Here is a 13,312-nt window from a genome sequence, read left to right on the forward strand (position 1 = left end):
AAAACTGATACACTTATGGGTCCTTAATTTTCCACGAATCCCTTTACCCATACAGGACAAAAAAAACCGGAAGCGTTCGTACCGCCCCCGGTGAAGTCAGGTCCTGTATGTACAATCGCTTGCGGCAATTATTCATTACTTACCCAAACCATACAAATGTATGCAATTGATGCTTTTTTCCCAAGGCAGGCGGCGTCGTGCTGCGTGGGACAAAAAATTTCCACGATTATCGAAAAAAACGTTACTGATGATGAAATTAACGGTGCTTTTAATGACCGTTGCCCTGCTGCAGGTACATGCGGCCGGGTATTCTCAAACAGTTACCATCTCCCAACGTAATGTGCCGCTGGACAAGGTCTTTCAGGAGATCCGAAAACAAACGGGCTACACTTTCCTGTATACGGATGAACAAATGCTCCAGGGACGGAAAGTGGACCTGCAACTGAAAAACGTTTCCCTGAAAGAGGCGCTGGAAGCCTGCTTCAGCGGACAGCCTTTTACCTACAGCATATCCGACAAGGTGGTCATCGTAAAACGTAAACCCATCACCAGCGAGATACCCGCCCCGGTGGAACAAACAATCACCGGAAAGATCACCAATGAAAAAGGAGAGCCGCTACCCGGTGTGACCATTCAGGTGAAAGGCACGGCCAAAGGTGTGGTGACCAACGACAAAGGAGAGTATGTAATTACAGTACCCGACGGCAACGCCGTGCTGGTAGTATCTTCCCTGGGCTACAACAAAATGGAGATACCCCTCAACGGTAAAAAAGAAGTGTCTGTTGCCTTACAGCCATCCGCCTCCAATATCAATGAACTGGTGGTGGTAGGCTATGGCGAACAAAAGAAAGGAACGCTCACCAACGCGATCTCTTCTATCACCTCCAAAGATTTTAAAGACGCACCGGTGAACCGTCTCGATCAGGTATTACAGGGACGTGCGACCGGCGTGCAGGTCACTAATTCCGCCGGATCGCCCGGTGGCAGCGTACGTATCCGCATCCGTGGCTCCAATTCCATCAACGGCAGCAACGATCCGCTGTATGTGGTGGACGGCTTCGTGGGCGCGGAATTTTTCTCGATCAATCCTGACGACATTGCGTCGATACAGGTACTGAAAGATGCCGCCGCTACAGCTATCTACGGCAGCCGCGGCGCCAACGGCGTGATCCTCATTACCACTAAAAAAGGCGGTAAAGGTGGACTGAAGCTCAATTTCACCACACGGCTGTCTTCTTCTACCGTCATCAAAAAACTGGACCTGCTGAATGCGGCCGACTTTGCAGAAACGGCCAACGCCCATGCGGCAGCGGTAGGCACCACGCCAAAGTTCACAGATGCGCAGATCGCGGACTTCCGGGCTAAAGGTGGCACCGACTGGCAGAAAGAGATCTTCCGGACAGCACCGGCACAGGAATACCTGCTCAGTCTCTCCGGCGGCACCGACAAGAGTGGTTATTTTATCTCCGGTAACTACCTCAATCAGGATGGGGTGATCAACAACTCGTTTTACAAACGGTACACGCTGCGCTCCAATATCAATGCCCGCCTTTCGAACATCGTCTCTACCTTCCTGAATATCACCGGTTCCTACAGCACGGCACAGAACGCAGATATCCCGGCAGATGGCCCCAGCAGCCCGCTGGCGCAGGCCCTCACCTGGGCGCCCACCACGCCGGTACGCAATGCAGACGGTAGTTTCGTCGTCAGCGATCCGGTAGGCTCGTTGTTCTATAATCCGGTGGCGCTCACGGTCAACAGGATCTCCATCAGAGACAGGATGCTGGCCAACCTCATCGGCGGATTTAAGTTCGACATCCTGCCAGGGCTGACCTTTAACCTGCAATACGGCGCTAACTATCTCCAGTACGAGGACAAGAGCTTTGGAGGAAAGATCACCAATAACAATGTGTCCAGTGCCGGCATCCGGTCAAACAAAGAAATTGTTTTACAGAACACCAACACACTGAACTACAGAAAGGTATTTAATAAAGTCCATAGCCTGGACCTGACGGCTGTGGCGGAATACCAGCAGTCGACCTACAATTATTCCTCTTCGGGCGCTACCAACCTGACGTATGAAAATTTCCAGTGGAACAATCTCGCGTTAGGAACACCCGGTTCTCCCGGCTCCGGCTACTCTAAATGGGCGCTGTTCTCACTGGTAGGTCGGGCGAACTACGCCTATAATGATAAATACCTGCTCTCCGCGGCCCTGCGACGTGACGGCTCTTCCAAATTCCAGGGCAACAACAAGTACAGCTATTTCCCTTCTGTTTCCGCAGGATGGGTAGTGAGCAACGAACCGTTTATGCAGCAGGTGCAGGGCATCAGCAACCTGAAACTGCGTGGCAGCTGGGGATTGACAGGCAATCAGGCGATCAGTCCTTACAGCACCCTTTCATCCTATTCCAATATACCGGCATCTTTCAACAACAACAGCCATGTGGTGGGGCTCGTGATGGGCAACATCGGTAACCCCGGCCTCAAATGGGAAACCACCGAGCAGAAGGACGTGGGGCTCGACATCGGGTTGCTGAAAGGGCGCATAGCCGTTACCGTGGATTATTTCGTCAAGGACACCCGCGACCTGCTGTTGCAGGAAAACCTGCCCATGTACCTGGGCGGCAACTCCATTACCCGCAATGTAGGCGCCGTACAGAACAAAGGCTGGGAGTTTGCCGTGGAAGGGGATGTGGTCAACAGCGGCGCCGTGCAATGGAACACAGGGTTCAACGTGTCATTTGTTAAAAACAAAGTGATCTCACTGGGCGAAGGCAAGACCCGCATCTTTGACCCCAACAACCGCAAGATCGGTGGTGGCATGTCGCCGCAGTCGGAGTTTGTCGTGATGCCCGGGCAGTCGCTCGGCGCCATCTGGGGGCTCACCTACCTCGGCACCTGGAAGCCCGGCGATGACAAAGCTGCGTTATACGGCGCGAAGGCAGGCGATTCCCGTTACCTCGATGTAGACAACAACGGCACCATCGATGCGGGCGATTACCATGTGATCGGTACCGGCATACCCACCACCTCCATCGGCTGGAATAATACGGTGACGTATAAACGTTTTACGCTGAACCTGCTGTTTCAGGGCCTCTTTGGCTTCGATCGGCTGAATTACAACAAGGCAGCGGCCATGTATTACGGCGGCGATGCGCGCGAAGCCACGCTGCAGGAGATCAAAGACCGCTATATTCCGGGTGTCAATGAAACCTCCGACATACCGGCTTTCAGTACCACCAACCGCAATTTCACGCAGAGCAGCCGTTTCCTGGAAAAAGGTGATTTCCTGCGCCTGAAGAATGTGAGCCTGGCGTATGATATACCAAAATCGGCGCTGAAAAATACACTGGGCGTGAAGGTCTTCCTGAGCGCTACCAACCTTTTCACGGTGACCAACTACTCCGGTATCGATCCGGAAAGCAGTTCCTCCGCGGGAGATATCCGTCAGGGTATTGATTTCGGTACTTATCCGAATGCAAAGACCATCACCGGCGGGGTAACGCTGAGCTTTTAAAACTAACCGTTATGATTAAACGATTTTACATGAAATACGCTTTATATCTGTTATCCTTCCTCATGCTGGCAGCAGGATGCAGCAAGGAGCTGACGGAAAGTCCCAAAGGATTGGTAGCCGGCGATGATGCCATGAGCAGCCAGACCGGCCTGGAGACGGTGCTTTCCGGCGCCTACGGCAGCCTGATGGTACCCTGGGCCAGCGGCTTTACCACGGTATCGCAGATCGCCATGACCATGGGCAGCGATGATCTCACCACGCATCCCGGCTCCAACAAGGAGGAGTTCCGCGAGTTTGACCGCTTCAACGTATCGTCGCTCAACAGCAGGATGAACCCCATCTGGCTGGGCTGCTATAAAACCATACAGGCCACCACCAATATCATCAACAACTACAGCAAGGTGCAGGATGGCAATCAGGACACCATCCGCGCCATGGTGGGCGAAGCCAGTTATCTGCGGGCCTTGTCGTACTACTGGCTCACAAGGCTGTGGGGCGATGTGCCGGTGATTCCCTCTGAAAAATATGCACCCGAATACCTGAACCTGAAAAAGAGTAAACCGGCAGAGATTTATCCGTTGATAGAAGCCGATTTAAAAAGAGCGGAAGAGTGGATACCTAATACCAGACGAAGCTCCGGACGACCTAATAAAGGCTCGGCCAAAGCTTTGCTGGCAGACGTGTATCTCACAGAAGCCGGATGGCCGCTGAAAGACCAGTCGAAATATGCACTGGCGGCAGCGAAGGCCAAAGAAGTCATCGATAACAAAACAGCCTATGGATTTGATCTTTACACCGGTGGCTACCTAAAGATTTTTGTGGGTGGTACCGTGGAAGATGTGTTCACGCTTTTCACGCGTGGCAACTGGGTGACGTACAATTCATTTTACGGACTGTCTACCATGCCGGAAGATGAAGGCGGGTGGAGTGACTTTTTCCCGGAGCTGAATTTCTTTAACAACTTCCCGGCCGGCCCGCGTAAAGACGCGACCTTCAGCACACAGTTCACCCTGAGCAACGGTACCGTGATCCCCTGGCAACAAACCACGACCAAACATCCCTACTATAAAAAGTTTACTGTCCAGTCGGGCCAGAAAGCAGTGTATATGTCCAACAATCCCGTTATCATGATGCGTTATGCGCATGTGCTGCTGATCTATGCAGAAGCGCAGGCGCGTTCCGCCGGTACGCCTAACAGCGATGCCTATACGGCTGTCAATGCCGTACGGCAGCGCGCCGGGCTGCCTGACCTGGCGGGCGGTATGGCCGGCGCTGATTTCGCTGCGGCGGTAGTCAACGAACGCGCCTGGGAGTTTGCCGGAGAATGGAACCGCTGGTTTGATCTGGTGAGACTGGAGCAGGTGGAAGCTGCCAACGCCAACAAGGCGACCGGCGATCTGCAACCAGCCGGTAACATCACCAAAGCAAACTACTGGATGCCTATACCCGGCGCTGACGCGGTGGTGAACCCTAATCTATGACCTGTAGACGAACCTAAAACCCTGATACTATAAAACCCCGGCCGGCACAGCTTTCCGGCTGCGCCGGCCTTTCAAAAATGAAACGTTATGAAAACGAGCAAACCAAAATCTGCTGCTCGCCGGGGACTACCTGTGCGGGCTAAGTGGCTACTGTTATTATTGTTGCCCTGTCTGCTGCTGTGCAGCACACTACATGCGCAATACCTCCTGCTGGACGACATGGAAGGCCACGGCCCCTGCTCCGGTAAATGGACGTACTACGCCGGCAACACCACTACCGGTAAGGTGGAATTCGGGGTGCCCAATCCCAATCCATCCGGACTGAACACCAGTCCGCTGGTAGCCAAATTCACCAAAGACACTTCCTGCTTTGAGTACATGAGCGCGTCGTGTTCACTGAGAGACTCTTTCGATCTCGCCTCCAACAGCACTTTTAAAATGCTGGTGTATGCCACCACGCTGGATGAGATCATGTTCAAACTACAGCCCGGCAACAACTACAGCAAGGCTGTTTTCTTTACCTTCAAACCTTCGCGGGTGAACCACTGGGAAGAAGCGACCTATAATTTCCAGAGCGTAAAAAACCGGACGGATTTCAACACCATCGCCATTCAGTACATCGATGGCAAGAAAGCCAATGGCATCCTGTATTTCGATCTGTTGCAGGGACCCAATCCCACGGCCATCGTATTGAAGGACACCAGCATTCAGATGGGGCATGAGAACGGCGCTGTCCTCACTGCGGAAGTGAAAGGAGGGGTCCTGAAACCCACCCTGACCACTGCTAACTGGACCGCCCCCAATTTGCCGCCGGGCATTGTGATCAGTAATGTGCTGCGGGTAAATGATACCACGGCACGCATAACCCTCAGCGGCAATTCCGGCGCCAACTATTCCCGTACCACGCTGAAATTGCTGATAGCCGGCGCAGAGCTGGCCACGGCTAACGTCACCAGCTATACGGCGAAAGGCAATGTCGTATTTGAAGGCAACCCCAACTGGACGCTGGTGTTTGCCGACGAGTTCAATACCGACGGGCAGCCTGATCGTACCAAATGGATCGTAGATGCACGCCCCAAAGGATGGATCAACGGAGAGCAACAGGTATACACCGATACTACCCATGACAATGCCCGCGTGAGAAATGGCCGGCTCGTCATCACCGGAAAAAAGGATTTCCCTAACGGTAACACTACCGAGCCATGGTCCTCCGGCCGGCTCATCACACAGGGTAAATTCGACTTCCTCTATGGTAAAGTAGAGGTACGGGCCAAACTGCCCCGCGCACGCGGCTCCTGGCCAGCTATCTGGCTGATGCCTACCACCAGCGCCTACGGCGGATGGCCCAAAAGCGGAGAGCTGGATATTATGGAGCATGTAGGCAACAACTTCGGAACGGTGATGGCTACGGTCCACACACAGAACCACAACTGGACCAATGGCGGCGGTGTCACCAACACGAAAAAGCTGATGGACGCGGATACCGTGTATCACGTATATGCGATGGAGTGGGCGCCGGATACGATCCGCTTCCGGTACGATACCACACAGATATTGTCTTATCCTAATCCGCATACCGACTGGAAAGACTGGCCCTTCGACCAGAAGTTCCACCTCATCCTGAACCTGGCCATCGGCGGAGGCATGGGCGGCGCCATCACGGAGGCGGACTGGCCCGACAGCATGCAGGTAGACTATGCCCGTGTATATCAGAAAGGGCTGGGCACACCGGTACTGGACACTATCATGGTGACGCCGGCCGATCTGTCTTTCCTGCCCGGGAAACAGCAGCAGTATACCTTCAAAGCCCTCGACCAGAATGGTTATCCGATGACCGTTACTCCTACATGGGGCATTACCGGCACAGGAAATAGCATCACCCCCAATGGGCTGGCCACGTTGAATAGCTCCGGGCAGGTAACGGTCACGGCTACGGTAGATACCACCACTAAAACAGGCGTGGCCTTTGTGACGCGGCGGCCGGCCAATTACAAGCTGATACCGGTGAAGATACAGGCCGAAAGCTTTGACAACAGCAACAACAATAATACAGAACCCTGTTCAGATGTGGGCGGTGGACTGGACGTGAGTTACATCGGCACCGGCACCTGGTTTGAGTATGACATTGAGGTGCCCCGCACCGATACCTACCGGATACAGTTCCGGGTGGCGGTGAACGGCGCTTCCGGTCTACGGGTGCAGCTGGACACTACCACGCTGCAAACGGTGGACCTCCCCGCCAGCGGCGGATGGCAGAAATGGACCACGGTCACCTCAGCGCCTATACGATTAGAGCAGGGACAAAAAACATTGAAGATCGTCGCCAACAAAGACGGTTGGAATTTCAACTGGCTAAGCATTATCCGGGCCGACTCTGTGCCGTTGTCGCGCGTGGTGATCAAACCAGACAGCGCTACCATCAACGTCGGTCAGGCGCAGCAGTTCACCGCCACCGGCTACGGCCAGGATAGCAGCCAGTTCACCGTCACGCCGGTATGGTCTGTGCAGGGCGCCGGCGGTAGCATCAATGCCAGCGGGCTGTTTACCAGCAGCGCTGCCGGGGATTATCTGGTACTGGCCACGGCAGGAACGGTCAGTGATACGGCCATCGTACACGTAGTGATGCCGCCGGTACTCACGCGCATTGAGCTGACACCCACGGCGATTACCGTGCCACTGAGGGCCTCGCAGCAGTTCGTGGCGAAAGGCTACGACCAGCGGAACAACCCCTTCACCTTTAAGCCGCTGTGGAGCGTTGATGGCGCCGGCAATGCCATTGATACCAACGGCGTATTTACCGCCGGCACCGCGCAGGGCACTTATACTGTCACCGCCGCCAGCGGCTCCTTGTCCGCCACGGCCACGGTGACGATAGACTACACCTGTACCGTTAATGATAAGTATGAAGCGGAAAGCGCTTCCAACCGGGCGCCCGGGCCGGTACTGGAAACCTGTACGGACGTGGGCGGCGGCCAGGACTTCACCAACCTGAAAGCCAACGACTGGTTCGCCTACAGCAACCTGAATGTGCCGGTCGCCGGCAGATACAATATCAGCTTCCGGGTGATGACTACCGCACCGGTTAAAATATGGATAGGCCACAGCACCTTTAAATTCGATACCATCAGCATACCTAATACCGGTGGCGTCTGGAAAACGATTACAGACACCATCCGCCTGCCGGCGCTCAATTATACCGGCGTACATGTGCTGTCGGGCACCACGTTGAAGTTTAACTGGTTCATGATTGACAATTGCGCGGTCAGCCAACCCGCCACCATGATGGCTTACAGCAAGGCGGAATATCCGGCGCCGGAAACAACAGACACCAAAGGGCCTGTCCTTTATCCCAATCCTACCAACGGACAGCTGATGATAGACCTGCGCGGCCTGTCCTATACGCGACTAACGCTATTGGATATACGCGGCAATGTATTGCGACAGTGGAACATCCCGAAAGGGGAGCGGCAGATCAGCCGCGACATCAGTTCACTACCCGCGGGAAGGTATATACTAAGACTGGAAGGAGATCGACAAACAAAAACACGCTCCTTGATTAAAATATAAAATATAAAGTATAAAAGAGACGCTGATTGATCAGCGTCTCTTTTCTTTTAGTTGGACCGTTGGAACCGTTGTTTAAACTCCATCGGTGTGATATTGGCCTTCTTCCTGAAAAATTTATTGAACGATTGTGGATGTTCAAACCCCAGCTCGTAAGCGATTTCACTGACGGTTAAATGAGTGGTGGTCAGCTTTTCCATGGCCTTGTCAATCACCTTCTGATGAATCAGCTGCTGCGTATTTTGTCCCGTCAGCATTTTAAGCAGGCTGCGTAAATAGGTAGGCGACAGGTGCAGCTGATCGGAGATATACTGCACCGTCGGCAGTCCTTTGCTGCTTAAATCACCCGCCTCGAAATAGTGATCGAGCAGTGTTTCCAGCTGCTCCAACACCAGATGATGGGCTTTGTTGCGGGTGATAAACTGCCGTTGGTAAAAGCGGTCGGCATAGTTCAGCAATGTTTCGAGCTGGGAGATAATAATGTTTTGGCTAAACTGATCGATACTGGTATGATACTCCTGCCGGATATTTTCAATGAGCTGTTGGATCTTTAGTTCTTCCTCTTCCGACAGAAAGAGGGCTTCATGTACCGCGTAGCCAAAGAAGTCGTACTTTTTGATAGTGCTTGCCAGTGGCGTATTCCAGAAAAAATCGGGATGTATGATGAGCGACCAGCCGGTGGGTTGGTGGTTTTCTTCCTCTGTTTCAATTCTCAATACCTGGTGAGGCGCCATAAAAAACATCACGCCTTCGTTGAAGTCATAGTCCTGTTGCCCGTATCGGTAGCGGTGGTTCATGCCGCGTTTAACGGAGATGGTATAAAAATCGAAGATGAGGCTTTCGGTGCCTGCTTCAAACTGATTTTTGATATCATCAAAATTAATCACGCTGACCAGCGGATGTTTAGGTTTGGGCAACCCGCGCAGCGCGTGGAACTCTGAGATGGTTTTGATGCGGAGAGGTGTATGCATGGTTTCATCAGTTAACAACCTACAGACGGTATCGCCGCCTGTAGGTGAATGTACCGCTTTTATTGATTTGCGGGGAAGTATATATCTCCGGCCATGTCTTCGGACAAGGTAGGATGTACAGGCTTCCAGCCCAGTGTTGTTTTGGTGATGTCCGCAGATACCCGGTTGTTGATTTTGGCGAAATGTGCGAACCAGGTAAAATGCGCGGCGGCTTCCTCCGCGTCCAGGGAAACGACCGGCAGCTGCAGTCTTTCGCCGATAGCAGTGGTCACGGTTTTGAAGGCATTGCCTTCTTCGGCCACCGCGTGGAAACGGGTGCCGCCTGCCGGGTTGCTTTCCAGTGCCAGGCGATACAGCCTCGCTGCATCCAACCGGTGTACGGCCGGCCATATATTGGCGCCCCCGTTGATCATGGCTGCGCGGCCTTTATCTTTAGTGAGCCGGATCAATATGGGAAGAAAACCATGGGTGTCGTCTGCGCCGTGGCTAAAGGGAGGGAGCCGTACCACGGAAGCACGAACACCTTTGGCGGCTAATCTCTCCACCGCCCTTTCTGTTTCTGCCCGGGGATGGGCCTGGTTTTCAACACCGTCTTCTTCTGTCACTACCGTATCTTTTACAATAACACCGGTGCCGGAAGTAACGATGAGTGGGCGTTGGGTGCCCATGAGTACTTCACCCATCGCATCAATCGCTTTTCCGTCAACAACGCACATTTCCGGATAGCGACTGAAGTCATGGATAAAGCCGGTGTGGATAATGCCATCGGCTGCGGCTGCTCCGGACTGGAGGCTGGCGATGTCGGTGATGTCGCCACGGTGCACTTTCGCACCGAGGGCAGTTACTTTCTGCGCGGCTTCTTCGGAGCGGGCCAGCCCTGTTACCTCGTGGCCTGCTGCCAGCAATTCTTTCACCACGGCGGAACCAATAAATCCGGTGGCCCCTGTTACAAATACTTTCATCTTGTTTTGTTTTTGTATCACAAAGGTGAAACCAATTGAACTGGTATTTGTAGCCGGAACGCGTGTTGTTGTAGCCAAAAACGAGGCGGGAGAAATATCAGTCATCAGCAAGGGCTGATGACTGATATTGGTACAATGGGGAGGTAGGACTTACGGTTTGAAATACTTCTGAGAGCCTGTTAAATAGATCAAATCGACCGTTACCGCGGAGGGACTATTAGCTGGCGATACTTCTGTCATTTCATGGCTACCGTCTCCGGAGCCGTTGGTGCTTGCAAAGCCAACGATATAATACCAGCTGGAGTATCCCAATCCAACGTTCAGGGAGGTCATTCCCAACTGGGCGGCAGCATTCCAAAGGGCCACCGAGTCGAAATTGGTGACCAGGCAACATTGATCGTTGATCGATACGAGGTTGCCGTTATCATCATTATACATCCGGGTGTACCAGTCCTGAAAATTCCAGAAAAATTGCTGCGTGGAATTCCAGGGATTGGTGGTATAATAACACCAGTCAACACTACCATAATCCTGGTTCAGGGTAATGCCCCAATCCGGGCTGGGCACCGAATTGGCATATTGCGGTGTGAAGTCCTTATAGCTTACTTTACCACCTGCCCTGCATATCAGTTGCATCGAAGTGGCGATCGTATCCGGTATGGGAGTGGAACTATTAAGGCAGGTGGTAGGTGAACTGGCGTAGGCATTTGAACATCCGGTTAAGACCTGTCTCTGATGGAAGCAGGAATTGAGGAACACCCTTTCCCATCCGTCGTTACAACAAATGTTGCCATTGGCTGATGTCTGTGAATATCCGTTCTGTACTATTATGATGTTAAACTGTGGCTGTGCTCCGTTTAACGTCAGATAAACGTAATAGGTCTGCGTAACGAGAATTTGAAAATATTGAACGGTCCCTTTGTTATGGTCCCAGGCATCCTGCACATAGCCTGGGTTGAAAGGGAAATGCTGAGTATAAGGGTGGAAATAGGCCTCATAGTCTGAAGGAGGGGTGAGTGAATTGTTGAGGTCTACCTGAAGCTCCGTATGTTTTTTGATTTCTTCATCGATCTCTTCTTCTGATAAGGAAAAAGTTTCTTTCCTGCTTTGCCCTAAGCCTTTTTCTGCGGAAGTTACCTGGGTGGTGACTGGTATTTCTTCTGCGATAATGGTAGCAATGGTATGTTTGCTGTGGGAGTATCCGGGAATGGGAACTTGTTTAATAGCAAATAAAGCCAGTCCCTGAGGGATCTCGATACCGGGAATGATGTTTCCTGGCTGGCCGTTGGCAGTGTGTTTAAACGCTACAGATTTTCCTGCTTCGAGGGCCGCGCGTACTGCCTGCCGGTCTACCGTTTGTTCCTGCATGTTGTACACGAGGGCATCTGTTATAACGCTGTCGGATGTGGGAATGGTTTGACTGGTGTTCATGGAGAATGAATTTTAATGGTGAGGAAAAAAATCAGCCATCAGTGGTAGCTGATGGCTGACAAGAGCAAGATTTATTTAACCGTTGAAATAGCTGGAGGAGTGAGTTAAGGCGATGAGATCATACCCTGCCGGATTGGGGGTATTGAAGGGAGACACTTGCAGCATTTGATGATGTCCGCTGCCTGACCCTCTGCGGTCAACGAAGCCCACAAAATCGTAGTTGCCGGAGAACCCAAACGTTACATATAGGTTGCGCATACCTTTTGCTGCGTGAATATTCCAGAGAGAAACAGCATCGAAATTCACCACCCCGGTACATTGGTTGTTCACCGGTACCACGTTGTCGTTGCTGTCATACATCCTTTGCCACCAGTCGTTATAGTTCTGGAACTTTTGCTGCAAGGCATTCCATGGATTGGTGTTGTAATAACACCAGTCAATGTTGCCGGAATCCTGCGTCAGCATAATGGCAAAGTCGGTGCTTAGCACGGAGTTGGAATATTGCGGGGTAAAGCCGTTGATACCGATTTGAGCGCCTTTTTTGCAGATCAGCTGCAACGGTACGGAGATCTTGTCCGTGATCGGTTGCGGGCCGTTGAGTATTGTGCCGGGTGAACTGGAGAAGGTATTTGAACAGCCCTGTAAGTTTTGTTTCAGGTGGAAACAGGAATTAAGAAACACCCTTTCCTGGTCATCGTTGCAGGCAAGCGTGCCGGAGGCCGATGCCTGCGTGTATCCGGTTTGTACGATAATGATATCAAACTGTGTTTGTCCGCCATTCTGCGTGAGGTAGACATAATACGTCTGTCTCGCCACTGCCTGAATGGTCTGGCTGCTTCCCTTGTGATGTGCCCAGAAGTTTTGGGAATAATCACGACTAAAGGGGAAGTTTTGGGTGACCGCACCAAAAAAAGCGGACAATGCTGTCGGAGGGACCAGTCCATTATAAGCTTCCGGCTGAAGCTGGATATGTTTTCGGATTTCTTCATCGATTTCTTCTTCCGATAAGGAAAAAGTTGCCGGCTGATTTTCCTGTACGCCCTTATCTACAGAGATGCGCTGTGTGGTCACCGGTATTGTTTCCGGAATGATAGTGGTAATGATATGCTTTGTGCCCGGATATCCCGGAATAGGGGCTTGTTTGACGGCAAACAGTGCCAGTCCATGGGGAATGTCTATGCCCGGAATAATTTTCCCCGGCTGACCAGCGGCGGTGTGTTTAAACGCTACTGTTTTTCCGGCTTCCAGCGCGGCATGCACGGCCTGCTCGTTCACGGTTTGTTCCTTGATGTTATAGATAAGGGTGTCCGCCAGGATACCGTCGGATGTGGCGGTAGGGTGACTGATATTCATGGGAAATGGTTTTTAAGGATGAGGATAAGC

Annotated in this window: 7 protein-coding genes; 3 read left to right on the forward strand and 4 right to left on the reverse strand. The window is 52.4% G+C overall.

The features are described 5' to 3' along the window. Positions 1-247: 247 nt before the first annotated feature. The 3 genes from ICL55_RS03375 (at position 248) to ICL55_RS03385 (ending at position 8,568) form a co-directional block, all read left to right on the forward strand. A complete protein-coding gene (locus ICL55_RS03375) occupies positions 248-3,520 on the forward strand; it encodes a TonB-dependent receptor (RefSeq protein WP_188094625.1) in 3,273 nt (1,090 codons plus the stop codon). 29 nt (positions 3,521-3,549) lie between these two features. Continuing rightward, positions 3,550-5,001: a RagB/SusD family nutrient uptake outer membrane protein gene (locus ICL55_RS03380; RefSeq protein WP_188094626.1), complete on the forward strand. Its 1,452-nt coding sequence runs from the start codon at positions 3,550-3,552 to the stop codon at positions 4,999-5,001. Between the two features lie 87 nt (positions 5,002-5,088). Then, positions 5,089-8,568 carry a carbohydrate-binding protein gene (locus ICL55_RS03385; RefSeq protein WP_188094627.1) on the forward strand — a complete coding sequence of 1,160 codons (3,480 nt, stop codon included), beginning with the start codon at positions 5,089-5,091 and terminating at the stop codon, positions 8,566-8,568. A gap of 47 nt (positions 8,569-8,615) precedes the next feature. Here the strand turns inward: ICL55_RS03385 and ICL55_RS03390 are convergent, their stop codons facing one another. The 4 genes from ICL55_RS03390 to ICL55_RS03405 all read right to left on the reverse strand — a co-directional run bounded on the left by ICL55_RS03390 (position 8,616) and on the right by ICL55_RS03405 (position 13,282). Beyond that, positions 8,616-9,536, reverse strand: coding sequence for a helix-turn-helix domain-containing protein (locus tag ICL55_RS03390; protein WP_188094628.1), 921 nt, complete (start codon positions 9,534-9,536; stop codon positions 8,616-8,618). Positions 9,537-9,595: 59 nt separating this feature from the next. Then, positions 9,596-10,498: an SDR family oxidoreductase gene (locus ICL55_RS03395; RefSeq protein ID WP_188094629.1), complete on the reverse strand. Its 903-nt coding sequence runs from the start codon at positions 10,496-10,498 to the stop codon at positions 9,596-9,598. A 150-nt stretch (positions 10,499-10,648) separates the two neighbouring features. Then, the gene (locus tag ICL55_RS03400; protein ID WP_188094630.1) at positions 10,649-11,929 is read right to left on the reverse strand and encodes a hypothetical protein; all 1,281 of its coding nucleotides are present in this window, start codon (positions 11,927-11,929) and stop codon (positions 10,649-10,651) included. Between the two features lie 75 nt (positions 11,930-12,004). Next, positions 12,005-13,282: a hypothetical protein gene (locus ICL55_RS03405; RefSeq protein WP_188094631.1), complete on the reverse strand. Its 1,278-nt coding sequence runs from the start codon at positions 13,280-13,282 to the stop codon at positions 12,005-12,007. Between the last annotated feature and the right edge of the window lie 30 nt (positions 13,283-13,312).

The sequence above is a fragment of the Chitinophaga varians genome (assembly GCF_014529945.1).
GTDB lineage: Bacteria > Bacteroidota > Bacteroidia > Chitinophagales > Chitinophagaceae > Chitinophaga > Chitinophaga varians.

Coding starts and splice junctions, on each gene's coding strand:
- ICL55_RS03375 (WP_188094625.1), top strand. CDS start 248: ATGATGAAATTAACGGTGCTTTTAATGACCGTTGCCCTGCTGCAGGTA.
- ICL55_RS03380 (WP_188094626.1), top strand. CDS start 3,550: ATGAAATACGCTTTATATCTGTTATCCTTCCTCATGCTGGCAGCAGGA.
- ICL55_RS03385 (WP_188094627.1), top strand. CDS start 5,089: ATGAAAACGAGCAAACCAAAATCTGCTGCTCGCCGGGGACTACCTGTG.
- ICL55_RS03390 (WP_188094628.1), bottom strand. CDS start 9,536: ATGCATACACCTCTCCGCATCAAAACCATCTCAGAGTTCCACGCGCTG.
- ICL55_RS03395 (WP_188094629.1), bottom strand. CDS start 10,498: ATGAAAGTATTTGTAACAGGGGCCACCGGATTTATTGGTTCCGCCGTG.
- ICL55_RS03400 (WP_188094630.1), bottom strand. CDS start 11,929: ATGAACACCAGTCAAACCATTCCCACATCCGACAGCGTTATAACAGAT.
- ICL55_RS03405 (WP_188094631.1), bottom strand. CDS start 13,282: ATGAATATCAGTCACCCTACCGCCACATCCGACGGTATCCTGGCGGAC.